This window comes from Leucobacter sp. (assembly GCF_053528595.1).
The window spans coordinates 136,056-157,865 of sequence record NZ_JAIVPF010000024.1 but is presented as its reverse complement, the minus strand read 5'-3'; the positions used below and the strand labels follow the sequence as shown (position 1 = coordinate 157,865).

The following is a 21,810-nucleotide window of genomic DNA, read 5'->3' as shown; positions in this document are numbered from 1 at the left end:
CGCGGGCGGTGCCCTCGGAGGCATCATCGGAGCCATTGCAATGAGCGTCATCGCGGGCGTGCTCGTCACAGCCGCGGTCACCCCCGTCGTCGCTCTGAGCGGCATCTCGGCATCCTCGGCGATCGGCATCTTCGAGAAGCTCCCGAACCACCTGAACCCGGGTCGCCTCGCCGAGCCGTCGACGCTCTACGCGACGGGCTCGGACGGCACGGTCCACAAGATCGCCGAGTTCTACGAGCAGGACCGCGAGACGGTGGGCTGGGACGAGATCTCCCAGTACGTGAAGGACGCGGCGGTCTCCGAGGAGGATCCGCGCTTCTACACGCACGGCGGCGTCGACGTGCTCGCGAGCGGGCGCGCGGTGCTGCAGAACGCGGCGGGCCAGAACCTCTCCGGCGCCTCGACCATCACGATGCAGTACGTGCGCAACGTGCTCATCCAGGAGGCGTACTCGATCTCCGACCCCGAGGAGCAGAAGGCGGCGTACGACAAGGCCATGGAGCAGAACATGGAGCGCAAGCTCCAGGAGATGCGCTATGCCATCAGCATCGAGAAGAAGTACCCGAAGGACGACATCCTCCTCGGCTACCTCAACATCGCGCTCTTCGGCCGCCAGATCTACGGCATCGAGTCGGCGGCCCAGCACTACTACAGCAAGTCGGCGAAGGACCTGTCGCTGGCCGAGGCCGCCAGCCTCGTGGCCATCGTCAACAACCCCTCCCTCTACCAGCTCGACGTGGAGGACAACCTCCCCGCCAACGAGGAGCGGCGCAACAAGATCCTCGACAGCATGCTGCGGCACGGCAAGATCACCGAGGCCCAGCACGAGGAGGCCGTCAACACCCCGGTCGAGCCGAAGATCACCCAGCGCGAGCAGGGCTGCTTCCTGGCGGAGAAGAGCTACGGGCTCGGCCACTTCTGCGACTACGTGCAGCGGTACATCAAGCAGGATCCGAACTTCGGCGAGACCGAGGAGGAGCGGGCCTTCAACTTCGCCCGCGGCGGCTACGAGATCTACACGACGATCGACCTCGACATGCAGCGCGCGGGTCTCGAGGCGATGCACGGCAACGTACCGGCGCTCATGGACGGCATCAATGTCGGCGGCGCGAGCGTGAGCGTCGGGGTCGGCACCGGCAAGGTGCTCTCGATGCTGCAGAACCGGCCGTACAACAACGCGCAGGCCTTCCTCGACTCCAACCCGGAGTACACGAACATCAACTACAACACCGACTTCGAGTACGGCGGCTCGAGCGGCTTCCAGATCGGCTCGACCTTCAAGCCGATCACGCTCGCGGAGTGGATCCGCACCGGCCACTCGGTGCGCGACATCGTGAACGTCAACGGCCGCACCGTCCAGGAGAACTCGTTCCGGGCCGGCTGCCTGCCCGACGGCGTGTACGGTTTCGGCTCCTTCGAGTTCACGAACGACAACACCGGTACTCGCGGCAACCAGCCCGTGCTCACCGCGATCGCCAACTCCGTCAACGGCGGCCTCGTCTCGATGCAGCAGCGGATGGATCTCTGCGACACCTTCGCGACGGCGCAGAAGCTCGGCCTGCACCGCGCGTCGGACCTGCCCACGCAGGAGGACGGCGTCACGCCGACGGTCCCGACCCTCAACGGAAACGTGCGCGACCTCTCCATGGTGCCCTCGAACGTCTACGGCGGCATCGACGAGATCGCGCCCATCACGGTCGCCTCGGCCTACGCCGCGTTCGCGGGCGACGGCACGGTCTGCACCCCGGTGCCGATCGAGAAGATCCTCGGCCCCGACGGCGAGCAGGTGCCGTTCACCAAGAGCAAGTGCACCGAGGGGCTCGCCCCCGAGGTCGCGGCCGGTGTGGCCTATGCGCTCGAGTACACCGTGAACAACGGTCTCGCGTCGCATGCTCGTTCGGTTGCCGGCGTCCCGCACCTCGCGAAGACCGGCACCACCGACGACGTGGTCGACAACTGGACCGCGGGCGCCAGCACCACCGTCGCCACGGCCACCTGGGTGGGCAACGCCGAGCCGGTCAAACTCGCCGACGGAACCATGGGACGCGTCACCACGCAGGGATTCTGGGGCCCGGGCGGACCGATCATGACTGCCGATGCGCGCATCTGGCCCGCCGTGATGAATGTCGCCGATCAGAAGTACGGCGGCACGGCCTTCCCCGAGCCCTCGGCGACCTCGGTGCAGCAGACCATGGTGACCGTGCCCGACGTGAAGGGCAAGTCCTTCGACGAGGCCGTCTCGATGCTCACGCAGGTCGGCTTCGACGTGTCGGACGGCGGCGAGGTCGACTCCTCGGTGGCGAAGGGCATGATCGCCAAGAGCGACCCGGAGGGCGGCGCGTCGATCGGCCTCGGATCCCTCGTCACCGTCTACCGCAGCAACGGCCGCGCCACGGAGGTTCCGGGAGGTCTCGTGGGCTCGACGGGCCGGGAGGCGGAATCGGCGCTGAACGGCGCGGGCTTCTCGCACGTCGACTTCACCTGCGACGGCGGCGGCAAACCGGATCCGAGACGGGACGAGGTCGTCTCCGTGAGCCCGGACAGCGGCTCGGAGGCGCGCACCAGCAGCGTGATCACGTTGACGCTGAACTGCGGCAGCAACCGGGACGACGACTGAGCGCCGTGCAGCGCTCACCGCGACCCGCCGCGGCGGCCCTCGGGCTGACCGCGGCGGGCGTCCTCCTCTGGTCCACCGTCATCGAGCGCCGGCTGTTCACCGTGCGCCGGCACACGCTCCCCCTGCTCGCGGAGGGCGCCGAGCCGATCCGCGTGCTGCAGCTCTCCGACCTGCACCTCGCCCCCTGGCAGGCCCGCAAGGTCGACTGGGTGCGCTCGCTCGCGGAGCTGCGCCCCGATCTCGTCGTGCTCACGGGCGACCTGATGGGGCACCTCCAGGCCCGCCCGATGCTGCTGCGCGCGCTGGCGCCGCTGGCGGGCGCCGCACCCACCGTGTTCGTGCACGGCTCCAACGACTACTACGGGCCGATCCTCAAGAACCCAGTTAAGTATCTTCTGGCGCCGAGCCGCCTGAGCAGCCGGGTGCCCGACGTGGACACCGCGGCGCTCACCGCGGGGCTCGAAGGGCTCGGGGCGATCGACCTGAACAACTCGGCGACCCGCCTCGAACTGCGCGGCACCCGCCTCGAGCTGCTGGGCCTGAACGACCCGCACATCCGCTACGACGACGCGAGCGCCATGCGCGCCGAGCTGGCCGCCCGGTACGCGGAGGACGGCCTGGACGGCCCCGAGGAGGCGCCGCTGCGCCTGGGTGTGGTGCACGCGCCGTACCAGGAGGCGCTGGGCGAGTTCCTCGACGACGGAGCGCAGCTGATCCTCGCGGGGCACACCCACGGCGGGCAGGTGCGTGTTCCGGGCGTGGGCGCGCTCACGGCGAACTGCGATCTGCCCACCGCGCAGGCGCGTGGCCTGAGCGTCTGGTACGACGCCCACCGGGCGGCGTTCCTCAACGTGAGCGCCGGCCTCGGCAACTCGATCTACGCGCCGGTGCGCTTCGCCTGCCGGCCGGAGGCCTCGCTCATCACGCTCGAAGCCGCGCGGTAGTCCGCGCCCGCCTCGTTCATACGCGGAGGGGAGGGGATCGCCGAAGCGATCCCCTCCCCTCGAGCGCGTCTGCGAGCTACGCCGCGAGCTTCGCGACGACCACCTCGGCGATCTGCACCGCGTTGAGCGCCGCGCCCTTGCGCAGGTTGTCGTTGGAGATGAAGAGCACGAGGCCGCGGCCCTCGGGGGCCGACTGGTCCTCGCGGATGCGCCCGACGAACGAGGGATCCTGCCCGGCCGCCTCGAGCGGGGTGGGCACGTCGCTCAGCTCGACGCCGGGGGCGTCGGCCAGCACCTCGCGAGCGCGGTCGGCGGAGACCGGACGCGCGAACTCGGCGTTGATCGAGAGCGAGTGGCCGGTGAACACGGGCACGCGCACGCAGGTGCCGGCGACGCGCAGCTCGGGCAGCTCGAGGATCTTGCGGCTCTCGTTGCGCAGCTTCTTCTCCTCGTCGGTCTCGCCCTCGCCGTCATCGACGATCGACCCGGCGAGCGGCAGCACGTCGAAGGCGATGGTCTTGGTGTAGATCTCGGGCGCGGGGAACTCGACCGCGGATCCGTCGTGCACGAGGCGCTCGATGCCGCCGGCCTCGACCGCGGCCACGGCCTGACCCGCGAGTTCGCGCGCACCGGCGAGACCCGATCCCGACACCGCCTGGAAGGTGGTGACGACGAGCCGCTCCAGCCCGGCCTCCGCGTCGAGCGCCTTCATGACCGGCATCGCGGCCATGGTGGTGCAGTTGGGGTTGGCGATGATGCCGCGGCCGGCCGCCACCACGCCGTCGATGGCGTGCGGGTTGACCTCGCTCACCACGAGCGGCACCTCGGGGTCGAGGCGCCACGCGCTCGAGTTGTCGATGACGATCGCGCCGGCCTCGGCGAACCGGGGCGCGTACTGCTTCGACGCGGCGCCGCCGGCCGAGAAGAGGGCGATGTCGATGCCGCTCTTATCGGCGGTGTCGACATCCTCGACGGTGATCTGCTCGCCGCGGAACTCGAGTTGCGTGCCGGCGGAGCGGGCGCTCGAGAGGAAGCGGATGCTCTTGATCGGGAAGTCGCGCTCGTCGAGCAGGCGGCGCATCACGGCACCCACCTGACCGGTCGCGCCGACGACGGCGACGTTCACACCCTGCTGTTCTGCCATGGTCCGGATCCTCTTCTGTTGCTGTCGTCCTGCACCGCAGGACGGTTCTGCTGCTGTGGTCCTGCGCTCCGCACCGCGGTCGCAGGAGATCGGTGTTCGGGTGCCCCTCGACGAGTTCGGGGGCGGCGGGCTAGCGGCCGGTGCCCGCGTAGACCGTGGCCTCGGTGTCGGCGTCGAGGCCGAAGGCGGTGTGCAGCACGCGCACGGCCTTGTCCATGAGGTCGGCGCGCGTGACGACCGAGATGCGGATCTCGGAGGTCGAGATCATCTCGATGTTGATGTCGGCCTCGTACAGGGCGCGGAAGAGCTGCGCCGAGACGCCCGTGCTGGTGCGCATGCCGGCGCCCACGACTGCGACCTTGGCGATCTGGTCGTCGTACTGCAGGCTCTCGAACTCGAGCGCCTCGCGCTCGGCCTCGAGCGCCTCGATCACACGACGGCCGTCGCCGAGGGGGATGGTGAAGGAGATGTCGGTGCGATTCGTCTGCGCGGCCGAGACGTTCTGCACGATCATGTCGACGTTGGCGTTGGTCTTCGCCACGATCTCGAAGATCTGCGCCGCCTTGCCCGGGGCGTCCGGCACACCGCCGACGGTGACCTTGGCCTCGCTCTTCTCTGCGGCGATACCAGTGATGATCGGCTCTTCCACCTGATCTCCCTTCGGATGCCCCTTCGCGGGGTCGTAGACGATGGTGCCCTGCTCGTCGGAGAAGGACGAGCGGACGTGCAGGACGACACCGTGCCGGCGGGCGTACTCCACGGCGCGCAGGTGCAGCACCTTGGCGCCGGCCGCGGCGAGCTCGAGCATCTCCTCGGCGGTGATGGCGTCGATCTTGCGGGCCAGCGGCACGATGCGGGGGTCGGTGGTGAAGATGCCGTCGACGTCGGTGTAGATCTCGCAGACGTCGGCGCCGAGCGCCGCTGCGAGCGCCACGGCCGTGGTGTCGGATCCGCCTCGCCCCAGCGTGGTGATGTCGCGGGAGTCGCGGCTGAAGCCCTGGAAGCCGGCGACGATGGCCACGGCGCCCTGATCCAGCGCCTCACGGACGCGACCGGGCGTGACGTCGACGATCTTGGCGGCGCCGTGCTCGGCGGTCGTGATCATGCCGGCCTGGCTGCCGGTGAAGGAGAGCGCCTCGATGCCCATGCCCTTGATCGTCATGGCCAGCAGCGCCATCGAGATGCGCTCGCCGGCGGTCAGCAGCATGTCGAGTTCGCGGGGGGCCGGGATCGGCGTGCACTCGGCCGCGAGGTCGAGCAGCTCGTCGGTGGTGTCGCCCATGGCGCTCACCGCGACGACGACATCGTTGCCGGCCCTCCGGGCCTCGACGATGCGCTTGGCGACGCGCTTGATGCTCTCGGCATCGGCAACGGACGAACCCCCGAACTTCTGCACGATCAACGCCACGCGGGTTCCTCCTCAAAATGCTACGCGAAGGACCAGTCTATCCGACCGCGGCCGGGCGAACCCTCCGTTACAGCCGGTTCTCGATCAGCGCGCACAACCAGACGCCGAGGAGCGCCGCCAGGGCCATGGTCAGCATGCAGACCGCGAGCCATCGCAGACGGCGGGGCCCGGGCGGGATCGCGACCCGCAGCACGACCAGCAGCGCGTAGAGCAGCACGACCAGCGCGGCCGCCGTGATGGCGACGGGCCGGGACGCGCCGCCCGAGACGATCAGCATGACGAGCGGCACGAGGCTCAGGATCGCGAAGAGCCCGCCCATGACCACCCAGATCAGGCCGCTCGAGGTCTGCAGCGCGGGCTGGTTCGTCATCTTCGTGGGATCGGGGCGCGCGGGGCGGTCGCCCTTCTGCGGGGAGGTCATGCCCGGTCCACGAGTTCGTGCTCCCCCACCGCCCGGGCGCAGTGCGCGCAGCAGTAGATCGAGCCCTCGGCCTCGACGCCGTGACCGAGGATGCGGCAGCCGCAGTGGGCGCAGTCCGGTGCCATCGCCTGAGCCGCGCACTCGAAGCTGTCGAAGGTGCCGTGCTCGTCGCCCCTCGTCACGGTGAAGGTCTTGTCGTAGTGGTTCCCGCAGGTGTCGCAGCGAGCCATGATGGGGTCCTCCCTCGGACGCTCGGACTCGGACGCTCGGGTCCGGACGGCCGGATGCGTCCCCGATGCCCTCAGGATCCCCCGCCGCGCGAACGCGGGCCAGGGGGTGGCGCGAGCCGGATGTCGCGCGTATCCTCGCGGGGTGCGCCCTTGCGGGGGCCGCCCGCCGCCCCGGCGAAGCCGTCGGGCAGGGTCACTCGACCTTGCGCCGCCCCTCGAAGGCCCGTCCGAGTGTCACCTCGTCGGCGAACTCGAGGTCGCCGCCCACCGGCAGCCCCGAGGCGAGGCGCGAGACGGGCACCTCGATGCTCGTGAGCAGGCGCGAGAGGTACGCGGCGGTCGCCTCGCCCTCGAGGTTCGGATCGGTGGCGATGATCACCTCGCGCACCGCCTCGTCACCCGTGCCGGCGCTCAGCCGGCGCATGAGCGCGGGGATGCTGAGGTCGTCGGGGCCGATGCCGTCGATCGGGCTGATCGCTCCTCCCAGCACGTGGTAGAGCCCGCGGAACTGGCGGGTGCGCTCGATCGCCACCACGTCCTTCGGCTCTTCGACCACGCAGATGAGCGTCTGATCCCGCCGCGGATCGCGGCAGATCGAGCACCGCTCCTGCTCGGTGATGTTGCCGCACACCTCGCAGAAGCGCACCTTCTCGCGCACGTCGACCAGCAGCTCCGCCAGGCGCGACACGTCGAAGTTCTGCGTCTGCAGGATGTGGAACGCGATGCGCTGCGCCGACTTCGGCCCGATACCGGGCAGCCTGCCGAACTCGTCGATCAGGTCTTGGACGATGCCGTCGTACACGGTGTCTCCTCGCGGGATCGGTCTGCTGCGGATGGGATGGGGAACGGTGCCGCGCGGTGGGCGCGGTGCGCGTCACTGGCGTGTCGGGAGCGGGCGCTCCTCCACGAATCTCGCGCCGAGCACCTCGCGCACGACGGCCTCGCCGTAGCGGGTGAAGGCGGGCGCGGTGCGCTTCGCCTGCGCGGCTTCGCCGGGTTGCCCGGCCGCCGGGCTCCCGATTGCCGGGGTCTCAGGGGCTGGGTTCTCGGCCGGGCTCTCGGCCGTCGGGGCCCCCGGCGAGGTGCGTTCGGGATCGAGCCCGGCCGCTGACGGGACGGACGAGATCGCAGCCGCGGCGGACGACGCGGGCGCCGGCTCGGGTGCCGACGATGAGGAAGGGTCCGGGGCAGGCGCCTCGGGGCCGTTCGCGTCGGCATAGGGATCGCCGCCGGCGTAGGGGTCGTCGTACGGGTCGGTGTCTCCGTAGGGACCGTCGCCGTAGGCGCCGTCGGGGTAGGCGCCGTCGTCGTACGGGTCGCCGCCGGACGAATCCGCACCCCCGGCGCCGGCGCCGCGCGGCCCGGAGGCGTCGGCCGCCTCACCCGTTCCGCCTGCGGGCCCGGTCGACGGCGCGGTCGGGATCGCCGATCCGGCTGCGTCGGCCGACTGCGTCTGCCCGGACAGGGCGGCGCGCGCTCCGGCCGTCTCCGGATCCGCGGGCTGCCCGTCCGCAGCATTCGGCCGGTCGGCCGCGGTTCGGTCGGGCGAAGCGGCCTCCGGCCCCGAGTCGTCGGGCGCCGCTGACGGCGCGGGTTCGGCGGGCACCGGACCGGCCCAGCCTGGTGCGGCGAGGGCCGGGCCGAGCGCACTCAGCCGCGCGGCGGCCCGCTGCACCGGATCGTCCATGTCGACCGCGGGGGCTTCGGCTGCACCGGCTCGATGAGGCTCCTCTGCGTCGGCCTGCGGCGCGCGCTGCTGCCCGCCCGAGCCCTCGCCGGGCGCGGCGCCCTCGCGCGCGGCGACGCGCTTCGGCACGTACTTCACGCTCACGCCGACCGCGGCGTGGATGGTGTCGCGCAACGGGCCGGCACCCACCGACTTGAACGCTGCGAGGTCGGACTGCGAGGCGAGCCCGACGGTGAGCACGTCTCCCTCCAGCGCGAGCGGCGTCACCACGCGCACTGCATTCCAGGCGTCGCGATCCTGCTGCAGGATCTCCTCGAGCAGCTCGGGCCAGAGCTCGACCAGGTCGTCGAAGCCGCCCGGCGCCTCCTCGTCGTGCGCGGCCGGATCCCCCGCCTGCTCCGAGACCCCGACGGGATCGGACGGGATCGCCGGAGACGAGTCCGATCCGGCTTCGGAGCCCTGAGCGGGCTCTCCCGCGGGTGCCTGTTCCGCCGGCTGGGAGGCCTCCGGGGAAGACGCCGACTCGGACGGTGCGGGCCCCGCAGTCCCGGGCGCGGCCGGCGCGGGCCGCGGCTGGGCGCTCGGCTCGGCGCCGATGCTCGCGATGTCGGCCGCGCTGAGCACGTCCGATATGGGGCGCCCGAAGGAGGCGGCGGCCTCGTTCGGGTGGCGATCGGCCGCGCCCTCGGGGCTCTCGGCTCCGCCGGCGGGCTGCGGCTGCGCCTGCGGCGCCCGTTCGGGCTGCGGTGCAGCGGGGCTCTGCTGCGGCCCGGCACCGGCCGCGTCCTCGCGCAGGAAGCTCCGGATCGAGGCCGCGGTCTCCGCCGCGTTCGGCGCCTGCGGGGCGGGTTCGCCCGCGGCCTGCGTCGCGGCCGGCGCTTGCGCCTGCGGCTGCGCCGGCGCTTGCGCCTGAGCCGCGCTCGCGGCCTGCGGCTCCTGCACGGCGTTGCGCGCCGCGGCCAGCGCCGCGAGCGGGTCGGGGCGAGGTGCCTGCTGCGCGGGAGGCCGAGCCGCGGTCTCGGCCGGCGAGGCGGGCGGAACCTGTCTCGACGGTGCAGCACCGGCCGCGGCGCCGGCCGCGACTCCGCCCGGCGCGACGGCGGGGCCCGCCGCAGCGCTCTGCACGAGCGCGCGGGCCACCATCAGCTCGAGCTGCAGCCGGGGAGCCGTGGCCCCCGCCATCTTGTCGAGCGCGCCGCTCACCACGTCGGCGATGCGCGACAGCTCGCCCGGTCCGAAGCTCTGGGCCTGCTCGAACATGCGGGTGAGCTGGTCCTGCGGCACCCCGCGGAAGACCGCGGCGGCACCGTCGACCGTCGTGGCGCTCACGACGATGAGATCGCGCAGGCGCTCCAGGAGGTCCTCGACGAAGCGCCGCGGATCCTGCCCCGTCTGCACCACTCGATCGGTGGCGCGGAACGCCGCCGCCGGATCGTGGGCGCCGAACGCGGCCACCGCGTCGTCGAGCAGCTCCGCGTGCGTGAAGCCGAGCAGCCCGGCCGCGCGCTCGGCAGAGACCCGGTCGCCCTCGGATCCCGCGATGAGCTGATCGAGGATCGAGAGCGTGTCTCGGGGCGAGCCGCCGCCCGCGCGCACCACGAGCGGCAGCACGCCCGGCTCGACCTGCACGCCCTCGCTGTCGCAGAGCGACTGCACGTAGTCGATGAGCGTGCCCGGCGCGATGAGCCGGAACGGGTAGTGGTGGGTGCGCGAGCGGATCGTGCCGATGACCTTGTCGGGCTCGGTGGTGGCGAAGACGAACTTCACGTGCGGCGGCGGCTCCTCGACGATCTTGAGCAGCGCGTTGAAGCCGGCCGCCGTGACCATGTGGGCCTCGTCGATGATGAAGATCTTGTAGCGGTCCCGAGCGGGCGCGAACACGGCGCGCTCGCGCAGATCGCGCGCGTCGTCGACGCCGCCGTGGCTCGCGGCGTCGATCTCCACGACGTCGAGCGAACCGCCCCCGTCCCGGCTCAGCTCGACGCAGCTGGGGCACGTGCCGCACGGGGTGTCGGTGGGACCCTCGGCGCAGTTGAGACAGCGCGCCAGGATGCGGGCCGAGGTCGTCTTGCCGCAGCCGCGCGGGCCGCTGAAGAGATAGGCGTGACCGATGCGCCCCGTGCGCAGAGCCGTCATGAGCGGTTCGGTCACCTGGGACTGACCGATCATCTCGGCGAACGTTTCTGGCCGATAACGGCGATACAGTGCGGCAACCACGGGGTCCATGCTACCGGCGACCGCCGACATCCGGCCTGAAACCGCTCGACCCGACCCGCCGCGGCCGGGCGCTCCGGCAGGAACCGCCCGCGCGGGGCCGGGCGTCGACGATCCCGGCCGCGGCCGGGCGCCGAAGCTAGACTGGTGACGTGGACGCGACGAAGCAGCAGGAGGAGCCCCTCCTCGATGACGTGGACCGGGACATCATCGACGAGCTCCGCGTGGACGGCCGCCTCTCCTTCGCCGAGATCGGCCGGCGGATCGGATTCTCGGAGCCCACGATCCGGCAGCGCTACAACCGCCTCGTCTCACTCGGCATCATCTACGTCGCCGGCATGTACGACGAGACGAAGATCGGCGGGATCGCAGCACACATCGGCATCCGCGTCGCCGAGGTCCCGGTCGCCCGAGTCGCGGAGCAGATCGCGGACCATCCGCAGGTGAAGTACGTCGCGTGCGCGCTCGGCTACTACGACATCATCCTCGACGTGGTCGCTCAGGACGCGCAGGAGCTCGGCAAGATCGTCCTGCAGGATCTGCGCCGGATCCGCGGCATCTCGGATCTCGAGACGCTCACCGTGCTCGAGGTGATGAAGGACACCTACCTGTGGCAGGGCTTCCGCGAGCCGCTCCCCGCGAACCGCGCGGGCCGGCTGCTCAGCCGTCCGGGTCGCTGATGCTCTGCCCCGCGGTGCCGCGGAGGCCCTCCCAGGTGTAGTCCTTGGCGAGGGAGGTGACGATGATCGGCTGGATCGAGGCCACCCCGGGATGCCGCCGGATCTCGTCCATCAGGTCGATGAGCTGCGGCTGATCCCGGCAGGTCGCTTCGAGATAGAGGTCATGCGATCCCGCCACGAGCGCGACGTGATTGATCTGGGTGATTCCGAGCAGTCCGTTCGCCACGGAACGCGGGGTCAGGTTGCGCACCCGCAGCAGCAGCCTGACGACCTGGTGGCCGAGCAGCAGCGCATTGCACAGCGCGACGATCTGCAGCGCGTCGTCCTCCCGCAGCCTGGAGAGCCGAGTGCGCACCGTCGACTGCGAGACCCCGAGCTCCTCGGCCAGGGAGGCGAAGCTCCGCCGCCCGTCGCGCGCGAGCATCTCGACGAGCCGCCGATCCAGATCGTCCAGCATGACGCCCGCCCCTCTCACCGCTGCATCCCAGAGTAGCGGCTCGGGGCGGAGGGGCGGGCGGGGAAGCGCGCGATCCGTCAGCGGGATTCCAGCGCCCGTGCCGCGCGCACGAGGTCTGCGTTGTCACGCGGCGCGGAGCCGTCGGGCATCTTCACGCCGTCCTCGAACCCGATCCGGGTCTCGCAGCCGTCCTCGATCGCCGCCTCGACGACCGGCCACACCGTCTCGTCGTAGCCGTGGTAGAGGATCGGAGCGGTGACGCCGGAGGCCCGGAGCGCCGCCGCGATCTCCCGACACTGCGCGACGGCCAGATCGGGTTCCTCGACCTCGGGCTCGATCAGCACGCGGACGTTCCGGTGCAGCGTCGGCGAGGCGAGCAGCGCGGGCACGTCGTCCATCGACCACACGGCCGACTCCAGGATCATGCCGCGCTCGATCACGAGCTCGGCGGCCTCGGCGGCTCCCTCCTCGCAGAAGGCCACCGACGCGAAATCGGGGAGCGCGTCGGCGGGCCAGGCCGCGACGTGGGCCATCCGCTCCGCATGGGACGAGACCGTCCACAGGCCCGTGGTGGTGCCGATGACGACCGCGGGGTCGGCGGCCCGCATGGCGCGCACCCAGGCGCCCACCGCGTCCGGGTGGATGGTCTGCTCCCCGCCGCTGGTGATCACGTGCGCGTGGACGACGTCGGCTCCCGCGGCGACGGCGGCGAGGCTCGCCTCGACGATCTGCTCGGTCGTGCGGGGGACGGCGGGGTGCTCCTCCGTGGGGCGACCACCGTTGATGGCGGCTTTCAGCAGCATGTTCGGTCCTTTCGAGGGTGTTCGGGCACGGCGGAGCAGCGGCCTGCACGGCCGGGCCCGCCGAGCGGGTCGAGCGGCTTGCCGCTACTGGGGGGTGTCGAGCGCGAGCAGCTCCGCGACGGTCGCACTCGCACCGGTCAGACCGCCGAGAGGCGCCCCGCCGCGGAGCTCGGCCACGAGGGAGGGCTCTTCGGCGTCGTCGGCGAGAGCGATGTCGACGATCCGCTCGAGCACCTCGATCGGCACCACCAGCACGCCGTTGGCATCGGCGAGGACCGCGTCGCCGGGACGGACCACCGCTCCGCCGCACGTCACCGGGACGTTGACGCCGCCGGCGTCGATCCCGTGCAGCTTCGTGGTGAGCATGCTCGTGCCCCGCGCGTGGACGGTGAGCCCGAGAGCTTCGATCTCGTCGACGTCGGTGACGACGCCGTCGACGACCGCGCCCGCCGCGCCGCGCGCCGCGAGCTGAGCCGCGACGACCTCGCCGAGCGGCGCGTGACGCCGGTCGCCGCCCGTGTCGAGCACGAGCACCTGCCCCGGTTCGATCGTGCCCGCCGCATGATGGAGGGCCGTCGAGTCGGTCGCGGTGGTGCGCACCGTGCAGGCGGTGCCGATGACGCGCCCGCCCGCGGCGACGATGCGGCGGATCCCGGGATCGGCGAAACCCTCCTCGAGGTAGTGGCCGAGTGTGGGGAAGCTCAGTCGCTCGAGCTTGGCCCGGAGCTCGTCGGGCAGTCGGGTCGGGGTGTCTCCGGTGTGGAAGAACATCGCTGGTTCCTTTCGGGGTCGTGCGGCTACTGGACGCTGTAGTCGAGTTCGATGCGGCGGTTCTCGAGGGCCGGCAGCATCTGCCGCGCCAGACGGGTGCGCTCCTCGTCGATGTCCGCGATGACCAGTCCCTCGGCGTGCGCGTCCGCCGCGGCGACGACCACGCCGAGCGGGTCGATGACCCGGCTGAGACCGACCGAGTCCGTCCCCACCGTGCCGGACGCGATGAACCAGCTCACGTTCTCGATGGCCCGAGCCTTCGTGAGGACCTCCCAGTGCTCCTCCTTCCCCTTGCCGGACACCCAGGCGGCCGACAGGGAGATGACGTCGACCCCGCGATCGGCCATGCTGCGGAAGAGCTCGGGGAACCGCACGTCGTAGCAGTTCGCGATGCCCACGCGGAGGCCGTCGACCTCGATGATCGGGGGGAGCTCGGAGCCGCGGGTGACGTATGCGGACTCCTGGTAGGCGAACGCGTCGTAGGTGTGCATCTTGTGGTAGCGGGCGATCTCCGCGCCCGCGGGATCGAAGGCGAGGATCGTGTTGTACGGGCGCCCCGCCTCGTTCGGCTCGTACCCCGCCGCGATGATCGTCACGCCGTGCTCCCGCGCGAGCTGCGCGAGCAGCACCTCGAAGCGGGGCCACATCTCGCGCAGGATCTCGGCCATCCGCGGCTTGATCTCATCGGCGGCCAGCAGCGCGGCCTCCTCCGGGAAGACGACGAGGCGCGCGCCGCGGGACGCGGCCTCCTCGGTGTAGCGCCGGATGGTGGCGAAATTGGCGTCGGCGTCGATGCCGGGCGACGTCTGGACTACGGCGACTCTCATCGGTTCCCCTCTCTGGTGTGTTCGTGATGCCGTGGTGGATCAGCGGACGACGATGCGCGCGTCCTCGGGACGCCAGCTCATGCGGAGCTCCTCGCCGATCGCGAGGCCGGGCAGGTCCCGCTCCTTCACGAGGCTCGGCAGCGATACCTTGATCGTCGTCCGCTCGTCGATCGCGAGATGCACGTGCCACTCCTCGCCCAGGAAGGTGAGCGTGTCGACGACGCCGGCCACCCCTTCGCCCCCGCGACGCACCTCGATGCGCTCGGGGCGGAGCAGCAGCGTGGCCGGCCGTTCGGCGGGCACGTCCTCGGCGAGCACGCCCGGGATCACCCCGACGCCCTCGAGCGCCGCGCCGACCTCCTGGCCGGCGGAGCCCGCCCGGACCGTGACGTCGAGCAGATTGCAGCTGCCGATGAAGCCCGCGACGAAGCGCGTCTCGGGCCGGTTGTAGATGTCCTCGGGCCCCGCGACCTGCTGGACGACGCCCTCCGACATGACCGCGATGCGATCCGACATCGTGAGCGCCTCCTCCTGATCGTGCGTCACGTAGACGAACGTGATGCCGACCTCGCGCTGCATGCGCTTCAGCTCGTACTGCATCTCCTTCCGGAGCTGCTGATCGAGCGCGCCGAGCGGCTCGTCGAGCAGCACCACCTTGGGGCCGGAGACCACGGCGCGCGCCAGGGCGACGCGCTGCCGCTGACCGCCGGAGAGCTGGTCCGGCTTCCGGTCCCCGAGGTGGGACAGCTTCACGAGCTCGAGCGCCTCACGGGCGCGACGGTCGGCCTCGGCCCGGGGCACGCGCCGAACACGCAGCTCGAACACCACGTTGTCGAACACCGAGAGGTGCGGGAAGAGCGCGTAGCTCTGGAACAGCATGTTGAGATCGCGGTTGCGCGTCGGCACATCCGTCACATCCGCTCCGCCGAGCCGGACCCTGCCGCTGCTCGGCGTCTCGAAGCCGGTGATCATCCGCATGAGCGTCGTCTTCCCGCAGCCCGACGGGCCGAGGATCGAGAAGAACTCGTTCTCGCGGATCTCGAGGTCGAGCGGATGCACCGCGAGGTGCCCGTTGAAGCTCTTCGAGATGCCCTCGATCTCGACGGCCGGTGCAGTGGTGGTCGTGGTCTGCGCAGTCATGATCCCAATCGCTGTTCGCTCGAGTCGGCCGGTGCCGGTCAGGAGGCCTTCACCCGGGTCCAGCCGTCCTGGTAGAACTTCATGGCCTCGCCGGGATCGACGATGAAGTCCGCCCGGGCCACCTGCTCCTCGGACGCGTAGACCGCGGCGTTCGACAACAGCCCCTGATCGGTCACGTGCTCCTGCGCCGCCTGGTTCGCACTCGCGAGGCCGCCGTCGTTCGTGGCCATCGCGGCGATCTCGGGACGCAGCAGGAAGCTGATGAATTCGTAGGCCGCCTCCTGGTTCGGCGCGCCCTTCGCGATCGCGAGGCCGTCCACCCAGAGGCTGCCGCCCTCCTCGGGGATCACGTAGTGCACGTGCTCGTTCTCCTCGACGATCTTCGCGGTGCTGGTGCCGCCCCAGGCCTCGGAGATGCAGACGTCGCCGTTCGCGACCAGCTCGCCGTAGTTGGTGGAGTTGTAGCCCGAGAGGATCCGCTTCTGCTCGATGAGCGACTCCGTCGCCTGCGCGATCTCCTGCTCGTCGGTGCTGTCGGCGCCGAAGCCGTTGACCTGCAGACCGGCGATGTACGCGGCGAGCATGTTGTCGAGCATGTTGATCTTGCCGTCCCACTTCGGGTCGAAGAGCGACTCCCAGCTCGTGATCTCCTCCCCGCCGGTGCAGTCGGAGTTGTACATGAGGCCGGTGGTGCCCCACACCCACGGCACCGAGTACTCGAGGCCCGGATCGTAGCTCGGATCCTTGAAGGTCTCGGCGATGTTGTCGATGCCCTCGATCTTCGACTTGTCGAGGGGCTCGATCAGCTGCTGGCCGACGAGCTGCTGCACCGCGTACTGGCTCGGCTCGACGATGTCGTAGCCCGAGTTGCCCGCGGCGAGCTTCGAGATCATGGTCTCGTTGCTGTCGAAGTTGTCGACGTTGACCGTGATGCCGGTCTCCTCGGTGAAGGCGTCGAACACGCTCTGGGGGATCTCGTCGGCCCAGGCGTAGACGTTGAGCTCCTCGGAGCCGCCTTCCGGGCCTCCGCTGCAGCCGGTCAGTGCCAGCGCGGCGACGATGCCGACGGCGGCGAGAGTCTTCTTCTTCATGACGGTGTTCCTTTCGACGGGTGAGAGGGGTGAGGCGTGGAACGGATCGCTACGAGCGGGAGTCGACGAGGATGCGTCGCATCTGCGTGACGCCGACCGCGAGCACGATCACGAGGGTGAGGAGGATGAGCAGCGCGCCGAGCGCGTTGATGCTCGGGGTGAGCCCGGTCTTGAGGCTCGAGTAGATCCGCAGCGGCAGGGTGGTCGACCCGACACCGCTGAGGAAGGTCGACATGACGATGTTGCTGAACGAGGTGGTGAAGCTCAGCAGCCAGGCCGCGATGACCGCGGGACGGAGGAGCGGGAGGTAGACGCGGGTGAAGGTCTGCCACGGCGTGCAGCCGAGGTCGGTGGCCGCCTCCGGCAGGCTCGGATCCAGCATCGCGGCCGAACTCATGAGCACGAGGGTCGCGAGGGGGAGCGAGACGATGAGGTGGCCGAGCACGAGGGTCGTGATCCCGAGCGGCACCTTGACAGCGCTGAAGACGCTCAGCAGCGCGACGCCCAGCACGATCTCGGGGACGATGAGGGGAAGGGCGATGAGCGCGAGGAGCCCGCCCTTGCCCCGACCGCGGTACCGCGTCATCCCCAGGGCGAACATGATGCCGATGACGGTGGCGACGGTCGCGGTGAGCACGGCCACGATGGCGCTCGTGCGCAGCGTCTGCATCAGCGCGCCGTCCTGGAACAGGTCGGCGTACCACTGAAGGGTGAACCCCTCGAATCGGGTGTTCGTGCCCGCCGCGTTGAACGAGTAGATGATCACCGCGGCGATGGGCACGTAGAGGAAGACGAACACTCCACGGGCGATGCCGTTCACGATGCGATCCACGGGCTACGCCCCCTTCTTGTTCGAGGTGCGCTTCATCAGGAGCCCGATCAGCCCCATGGAGAGCACCATCAGCACCAGCAGCACCATGGATACGGCCGCGCCCATCGGCTGGTTGCGGAACTCGGTGTAGAGCGTCACGATCAGGTTGCCCACGAGCGGGTCCTTGCCCCCGCCGAGCAGCACCGGGATCACGAACACGCCCATCGTGGGGATGAAGGTGAGGAGGGCCGCCCCGAGGATCCCCGGACGGCTCAACGGGAGGATCACCCGGCGGTGCACCCCCCACCAGCTGCAGCCGAGATCGGTCGCCGCCTCCTTGAGCGAGGGGTCGATCGATCGCATGGAGGCGTAGATCGGGAAGATCGCGGTGGGGAGGAAGGCGTACAGCAGCCCGAGCACGACGGCGACGTTGCTGGGGATCATCGAGAACCCCGAGAGGCCGAAGATGCCGAGCACCCCGGCGATCGGACCGCCCGAGCCGAGAATCGTGATCCACGCGAAGGTGCGCACGAGGAAGTCGGTCCAGAACGGGATGATGATCAGGAGCAGGAGCAGGCCCTGCCTCCCCTCCGGGCGGGACACGATGTAGTAGGAGGTGAGGTACCCGACCACGATGCAGACGACGGTGTTCAGGAGGCCGAGGCCGAGCGAGAACAGGAGCGTCTTCGAGTAGACGGGGTCGAGCAGCTTCGCGTAGTGCTCGAGGGTGAAGCCGCCGGTGATACCGCCGTAGTTGTCGGCGACGGCGAAGCTGTTGCGCGCGACGATGAACAGCGGGAGGATGCCCAGCAGCACGACCGAGGCCACGCCCGGGATGAGCAGCAGGAGCGATCCGCGTTTCGACCGCTCCTTCCGACCGAGGTGAATCATGCGTGTCGTCGATGTCACGTTGCTCCTTTGCGCTCGCCTTCGGTCTGGGTACATTCACCATCCTGGGCGCCGGGCGAGTGCGGCGCCCCCGAATGGGCTGCGGAATCCGTGGGAGACACCGCGAATTTCCACGCAGTCCGCGAGAAGGGCCCGGACTGCGCACTCGAACGGCCGCTCGGAACGGCGGGAAACGTGGGCGGTTGCGCCGCCCCGTCACCCGGCATCCACTGATTCGGCGCCGCGGGCGAGCCGCGACCGGGTCCGAGGGGTCAGCCGACGAGCCGATGGGTCTGGTGCGCGATCTCCGCCTCCTCGTCGGTGGGCACGACGAGGATCTCGACCCGGGAGTCGTCGGAGCCGATGCGGCGGGCCCCGTGCTCCGAAGAGTCGTTGCGCTCGGCGTCGATCCGGATCCCGAACCACTCGAGGTGCGCGCACACCTCGGCCCGCAGCGCGGCGTTGTTCTCGCCCACGCCGGCCGTGAACACGATCGCATCGGCCCCGCGGAGCTCGACGAGGTAGGCCCCGAGATAGTGCCGGATCCGGTGCGCGTACAGCTCGATGGCGAGCCTCGCCGCCGCATCCCCGGCTTCGGCCGCCGCGCGCACGTCCCGGAAGTCGTTGGTCCCGGTGAGGCCGAGCAGTCCCGACCGCCCGTTGAGCAGCCGGTCGAGTGCGTCGACGTCGTATCCCGCGCGCAGCAGGTGCAGCAGTGCGCCCGGGTCGATGTCCCCGCTGCGCGTGCCCATCACCAGGCCCTCGAGCGGGGTGAGTCCCATGGAGGTGTCGATCGAGCGGCCGCGGTCGACCGCGCACGCCGACGCGCCGTTGCCGAGATGCAGCACCACCTGCCGCAGCTCCTCGACGGGGCGGCCGAGGAACTCCGCGGCCCGGCGCGACACCACCTGATGCGAGATGCCGTGGAAGCCGTAGCGCCGCACTCCGTGCTCGGCAGCGGTCCCGGGCTCGATGGCGTAGGTATATGCCCGCGGCGGCATGGTCTGGTGGAAGGCGGTGTCGAACACCGCGACGTGCGGCACTCCGGGGAACAGCTCCCGCGCCGCGACGATGGCCTGGTACTGGCCGGGGTTGTGCAGCGGGGCGAGAACGCCGAGCTGCAGGATGCGCTCCGCCACGGCGTCGTCGATCAGAGTGGGCGCCACGAACTCGTCACCGCCCTGCACCACGCGATGACCCACCGCGGCGATGCCGAGATCCTCCACCGGCGCGCCCTGTCGCGCGAAGGCGGCGACCATCTCCGCGAACGCCGCCGTGTGGTCGGCGACCGGCACCGGCAGCTCCTCCTCGCGCGCGCCCCGGTGGACGATGCGGCCCTCCCCCTCGCCGATGCGCTCGACGAAGCCCGAGGCGAAGCGCTCGCCGCTCGCAGGATCGATCAGCTGGTACTTGATCGACGAGGATCCGGCGTTGATGACCAGGATGTGACTCATGCTGCTCCTTGATTTCGACTCACCTGCGCTCCGCCCGATCGGCGGGATGCTCCGCTGCGCTGGATTCGGCCGACGGGCGGAGTCCCCGGCTCCGCTCAATCGGCCGGTGGAACACGACGGCGGGCTCCCGCCTGGACTGCGGTGATCGCCACGGTGTTCAGGATGTCCTCGACCGTCGCCCCGCGCGAGAGATCGTTCACCGGTTTCGCGAGTCCCTGCAGCACCGGCCCGACGGCCACGGCGCCCGCCGAGCGCTGCACCGCCTTGTAGGTGTTGTTGCCCGTATTCAGGTCGGGGAATATGAAGACGGTCGCGCGTCCGGCGACCTCCGATCCGGGCAGCTTGGCGGCGCCCGTGGCGGGATCGCTTGCGGCATCGTACTGGATCGGCCCCTCGATGAGCAGGTCCGGCCGCGCGGCCCGCGCCAGCGCCGTGGCCTCGCGGACCTTGTCGACGTCGGCGCCCGATCCCGACTCGCCCGTCGAATAGGACAGCATCGCGATCCTCGGGTCGACCCCGAACTGCGCGGCGGTGTCGGCCGAGGACACCGCGATGTCGGCCAGCTGCGCCGCCGACGGGTCCGGATTGACCGCGCAGTCCCCGTAGACGAGCACCCGGTCGGCGAGCGCCATGAAGAACACGCTCGAGACCACCGAGACCCCGGGCCGGGTCTTGATGATCTCGAGACTCGGCCGGATCGTGTGGGCGGTGGTGTTCGCCGCGCCGGAGACCATGCCGTCGGCCAGATCGAAGTGGACCATCATCGTGCCGAAGTAGCTGCCGTCGGCCATGACGTCCCTGGCCTGCTCCAGCGTCGCGCCCCGGTGCTCCCGCAACCGGGCGTACTCCGCGGCGAACCGCTCGCGCAGCGGCGATGTGGCGGGATCGATCACCTCGGCCGCGTCGATCGTGAGCCCGAGCTCCCCGCCGCGCTTGCGCACGGCGGCCTCGTCCCCGAGGATCGTGAGGCGCACGGTGCCCCGGGCGAGGAGGGTGCTCGCGGCGCGCAGGATCCGGTCGTCGTGCCCCTCAGGCAGCACGATGTGCGCGTGCGCCTCGGCCGCCCGGGCGAAGAGCTCGTAGGCGAACATGACCGGAGTGCGCACCCCGCCCCGGTGCAGCCGCAGGCGCTCGCGCAGCGTCGCCCCGTCGACGTGCTGCGCGAACAGGGCGAGCGCGGTGTCGAACTTGGCGGGCGACTCCTCGGTCAGCAGGCCCCGGGCACGGGAGATGCGCCGAGCCGTGTCGAAGGTGCCGAAGCGGGTGCGCACGATCGGCAGCCGCGAATCGATCCCGTCGAGCAGCCGTTCCACGGCCGCGGGCAGTTCGAAGTCGCCGTTGAGCACCACCGCCGCGATCGTCGGGAACGTCGGGGCCTCGTGCGCCACGGTCACCGCGAGCAGGGTCTCCGAGCGATCGGCGGCGATCACCACCGCCGACCCCTCGAGCAGCCGCGGCAGCACGTGCTCCATCGCCATCCCCGCGACGACCACGTCGCGCACCTCGCGCGCGAGCAGGCCGGCGTCACCGCGGACCAGCCGGCCCTCGACCGCCTCGATCACCCCGGAGACCGGGGGCGCGACCAGCAGCAGCTCCTCGGGCACCGCCCACACCGGCACCCCGGCGGGCAGCACCCCGGACACGGCGCGCTCGATGTCGGAGAGGCGCTCCGGATCGGCCCGGTTCACGAGCGCCGCCAGCACGGCGGCGTGCTCCTCCTGGAGTTCGGCGACGCCCAGCTCGGCGAGCTGGGCGATCTCCGCCGGCGTGCGCGCGGGCTGCTGCCCCAGGTGCTCCGCCTCCTCGTTGGACCGGCCGCCCAGCACCAGCAGCACGGGGGTGTCGAGGTTCGCGGCGATTCTCGCGTTGAAGGCCAGCTCGGTGGGCGCGGCGACGTCGGTGAAGTCCGAGCCCACCACGATCACGGCGTCGCAGCGCTCCTGCAGTTCGCGATACGCGGCGACGATGCGCGCCATCGCGGTATCCGGATCGGCGTGCGCGTCCTCGTAGGTGACGCCGACGCAGGCGTCGTAGGGCACGTCGGCCGTCGCCCGCGTGCGCAGCAGCTCGAGCACGCGGTCCCGCTCGCCGGAGGAGCGGATGAGGGGGCGGAAGACGCCCACCCGCGGAGCGTCGGCGAGGAGCGCGTCGAGCACTCCGAGCGCGACGGCGCTCTTCCCGGTGCGGCCCTCGGCCGAGGTCAGGTAGATGCTGGCAGCCACC

Annotated in this window: 19 protein-coding genes; 3 read left to right on the top strand and 16 right to left on the bottom strand. The window is 70.9% G+C overall.

All coding sequences use genetic code 11. The features are described from left to right. The first annotated feature begins 40 nt into the window (after positions 1 to 40). Together ACWKZU_RS04220 and ACWKZU_RS04215 are read left to right on the top strand one after the other, a co-directional pair. Entirely contained in the window at positions 41 to 2,617 is a 2,577-nt protein-coding gene (locus ACWKZU_RS04220) for a transglycosylase domain-containing protein (protein WP_449281141.1), read from the top strand. A 5-nt stretch (positions 2,618 to 2,622) separates the two neighbouring features. Next, positions 2,623 to 3,561 (top strand): metallophosphoesterase, encoded by a 939-nt coding sequence (locus ACWKZU_RS04215; RefSeq protein ID WP_449281140.1) that lies wholly within the window; start codon positions 2,623 to 2,625, stop codon positions 3,559 to 3,561. A 76-nt stretch (positions 3,562 to 3,637) separates the two neighbouring features. Here ACWKZU_RS04215 and ACWKZU_RS04210 read toward each other — a convergent pair whose 3' ends face one another. The 6 genes from ACWKZU_RS04210 to ACWKZU_RS04185 all read right to left on the bottom strand — a co-directional run bounded on the left by ACWKZU_RS04210 (position 3,638) and on the right by ACWKZU_RS04185 (position 10,677). Further along, on the bottom strand, positions 3,638 to 4,705 hold the full coding sequence (locus ACWKZU_RS04210; RefSeq protein ID WP_449281139.1) for an aspartate-semialdehyde dehydrogenase: 1,068 nt from the start codon (positions 4,703 to 4,705) through the stop codon (positions 3,638 to 3,640). A 130-nt stretch (positions 4,706 to 4,835) separates the two neighbouring features. Then, positions 4,836 to 6,113, bottom strand: a complete 1,278-nt coding sequence (locus ACWKZU_RS04205; RefSeq protein ID WP_449281138.1) for an aspartate kinase — start codon at positions 6,111 to 6,113, stop codon at positions 4,836 to 4,838. A 67-nt stretch (positions 6,114 to 6,180) separates the two neighbouring features. After that, positions 6,181 to 6,534 carry a hypothetical protein gene (locus tag ACWKZU_RS04200; protein WP_449281137.1) on the bottom strand — a complete coding sequence of 118 codons (354 nt, stop codon included), beginning with the start codon at positions 6,532 to 6,534 and terminating at the stop codon, positions 6,181 to 6,183. Then, positions 6,531 to 6,764: a hypothetical protein gene (locus ACWKZU_RS04195; protein ID WP_449281136.1), complete on the bottom strand. Its 234-nt coding sequence runs from the start codon at positions 6,762 to 6,764 to the stop codon at positions 6,531 to 6,533. Before ACWKZU_RS04195 ends, ACWKZU_RS04200 begins: the two co-directional genes overlap by 4 nt. 193 nt (positions 6,765 to 6,957) lie before the next feature. Continuing rightward, positions 6,958 to 7,566, bottom strand: a complete 609-nt coding sequence (gene recR, locus ACWKZU_RS04190) for a recombination mediator RecR (RefSeq protein WP_449281135.1) — start codon at positions 7,564 to 7,566, stop codon at positions 6,958 to 6,960. A gap of 72 nt (positions 7,567 to 7,638) precedes the next feature. Beyond that, positions 7,639 to 10,677 (bottom strand): DNA polymerase III subunit gamma and tau, encoded by a 3,039-nt coding sequence (locus tag ACWKZU_RS04185; RefSeq protein ID WP_449281134.1) that lies wholly within the window; start codon positions 10,675 to 10,677, stop codon positions 7,639 to 7,641. Between the two features lie 140 nt (positions 10,678 to 10,817). Between ACWKZU_RS04185 and ACWKZU_RS04180 the strand changes: the two genes are divergently transcribed. Then, entirely contained in the window at positions 10,818 to 11,345 is a 528-nt protein-coding gene (locus tag ACWKZU_RS04180; RefSeq protein WP_449281133.1) for an Lrp/AsnC family transcriptional regulator, read from the top strand. Here the strand turns inward: ACWKZU_RS04180 and ACWKZU_RS04175 are convergent. From ACWKZU_RS04175 to pta, 10 genes are all read right to left on the bottom strand, one after another. Continuing rightward, complete coding sequence (locus tag ACWKZU_RS04175) at positions 11,326 to 11,802, bottom strand: Lrp/AsnC family transcriptional regulator (protein WP_449281132.1); 477 nt, start codon at positions 11,800 to 11,802, stop codon at positions 11,326 to 11,328. The two genes, ACWKZU_RS04180 and ACWKZU_RS04175, sit on opposite strands and share 20 nt — an antisense overlap. A gap of 77 nt (positions 11,803 to 11,879) precedes the next feature. Beyond that, a complete protein-coding gene (locus tag ACWKZU_RS04170; protein ID WP_449281131.1) occupies positions 11,880 to 12,605 on the bottom strand; it encodes a 3-keto-5-aminohexanoate cleavage protein in 726 nt (241 codons plus the stop codon). An 84-nt stretch (positions 12,606 to 12,689) separates the two neighbouring features. Then, the gene (locus ACWKZU_RS04165) at positions 12,690 to 13,376 is read right to left on the bottom strand and encodes an RraA family protein (RefSeq protein ID WP_449281130.1); all 687 of its coding nucleotides are present in this window, start codon (positions 13,374 to 13,376) and stop codon (positions 12,690 to 12,692) included. 26 nt (positions 13,377 to 13,402) lie between these two features. Next, positions 13,403 to 14,203: a carbon-nitrogen hydrolase family protein gene (locus tag ACWKZU_RS04160; protein ID WP_449281129.1), complete on the bottom strand. Its 801-nt coding sequence runs from the start codon at positions 14,201 to 14,203 to the stop codon at positions 13,403 to 13,405. A gap of 39 nt (positions 14,204 to 14,242) precedes the next feature. Beyond that, on the bottom strand, positions 14,243 to 15,343 hold the full coding sequence (locus tag ACWKZU_RS04155) for an ABC transporter ATP-binding protein (protein WP_449281128.1): 1,101 nt from the start codon (positions 15,341 to 15,343) through the stop codon (positions 14,243 to 14,245). 38 nt (positions 15,344 to 15,381) lie between these two features. Beyond that, positions 15,382 to 16,434 carry an ABC transporter substrate-binding protein gene (locus ACWKZU_RS04150; protein WP_449281127.1) on the bottom strand — a complete coding sequence of 351 codons (1,053 nt, stop codon included), beginning with the start codon at positions 16,432 to 16,434 and terminating at the stop codon, positions 15,382 to 15,384. A 49-nt stretch (positions 16,435 to 16,483) separates the two neighbouring features. Then, positions 16,484 to 17,266 (bottom strand): ABC transporter permease, encoded by a 783-nt coding sequence (locus ACWKZU_RS04145; RefSeq protein ID WP_449281126.1) that lies wholly within the window; start codon positions 17,264 to 17,266, stop codon positions 16,484 to 16,486. A 3-nt stretch (positions 17,267 to 17,269) separates the two neighbouring features. Further along, entirely contained in the window at positions 17,270 to 18,154 is an 885-nt protein-coding gene (locus ACWKZU_RS04140) for an ABC transporter permease (protein WP_449281125.1), read from the bottom strand. A 251-nt stretch (positions 18,155 to 18,405) separates the two neighbouring features. After that, positions 18,406 to 19,587, bottom strand: a complete 1,182-nt coding sequence (locus tag ACWKZU_RS04135) for an acetate/propionate family kinase (protein WP_449281124.1) — start codon at positions 19,585 to 19,587, stop codon at positions 18,406 to 18,408. 95 nt (positions 19,588 to 19,682) lie between these two features. After that, positions 19,683 to 21,809, bottom strand: a complete 2,127-nt coding sequence (pta, locus tag ACWKZU_RS04130; protein WP_449281123.1) for a phosphate acetyltransferase — start codon at positions 21,807 to 21,809, stop codon at positions 19,683 to 19,685. Position 21,810 lies beyond the last annotated feature (1 nt).

What these genes read in the sequence shown, in the direction of transcription:
- ACWKZU_RS04170 (WP_449281131.1), bottom strand. Translation starts at nt 12,605, where the DNA reads ATGCTGCTGAAAGCCGCCATCAACGGTGGTCGCCCCACGGAGGAGCAC.
- ACWKZU_RS04150 (WP_449281127.1), bottom strand. Translation starts at nt 16,434, where the DNA reads ATGAAGAAGAAGACTCTCGCCGCCGTCGGCATCGTCGCCGCGCTGGCA.
- ACWKZU_RS04210 (WP_449281139.1), bottom strand. Translation starts at nt 4,705, where the DNA reads ATGGCAGAACAGCAGGGTGTGAACGTCGCCGTCGTCGGCGCGACCGGT.
- ACWKZU_RS04220 (WP_449281141.1), top strand. Translation starts at nt 41, where the DNA reads ATGAGCGTCATCGCGGGCGTGCTCGTCACAGCCGCGGTCACCCCCGTC.
- ACWKZU_RS04185 (WP_449281134.1), bottom strand. Translation starts at nt 10,677, where the DNA reads ATGGACCCCGTGGTTGCCGCACTGTATCGCCGTTATCGGCCAGAAACG.
- ACWKZU_RS04175 (WP_449281132.1), bottom strand. Translation starts at nt 11,802, where the DNA reads ATGCTGGACGATCTGGATCGGCGGCTCGTCGAGATGCTCGCGCGCGAC.
- ACWKZU_RS04200 (WP_449281137.1), bottom strand. Translation starts at nt 6,534, where the DNA reads ATGACCTCCCCGCAGAAGGGCGACCGCCCCGCGCGCCCCGATCCCACG.
- ACWKZU_RS04195 (WP_449281136.1), bottom strand. Translation starts at nt 6,764, where the DNA reads ATGGCTCGCTGCGACACCTGCGGGAACCACTACGACAAGACCTTCACC.
- ACWKZU_RS04160 (WP_449281129.1), bottom strand. Translation starts at nt 14,203, where the DNA reads ATGAGAGTCGCCGTAGTCCAGACGTCGCCCGGCATCGACGCCGACGCC.
- ACWKZU_RS04155 (WP_449281128.1), bottom strand. Translation starts at nt 15,343, where the DNA reads ATGACTGCGCAGACCACGACCACCACTGCACCGGCCGTCGAGATCGAG.
- ACWKZU_RS04135 (WP_449281124.1), bottom strand. Translation starts at nt 19,587, where the DNA reads ATGAGTCACATCCTGGTCATCAACGCCGGATCCTCGTCGATCAAGTAC.
- ACWKZU_RS04165 (WP_449281130.1), bottom strand. Translation starts at nt 13,376, where the DNA reads ATGTTCTTCCACACCGGAGACACCCCGACCCGACTGCCCGACGAGCTC.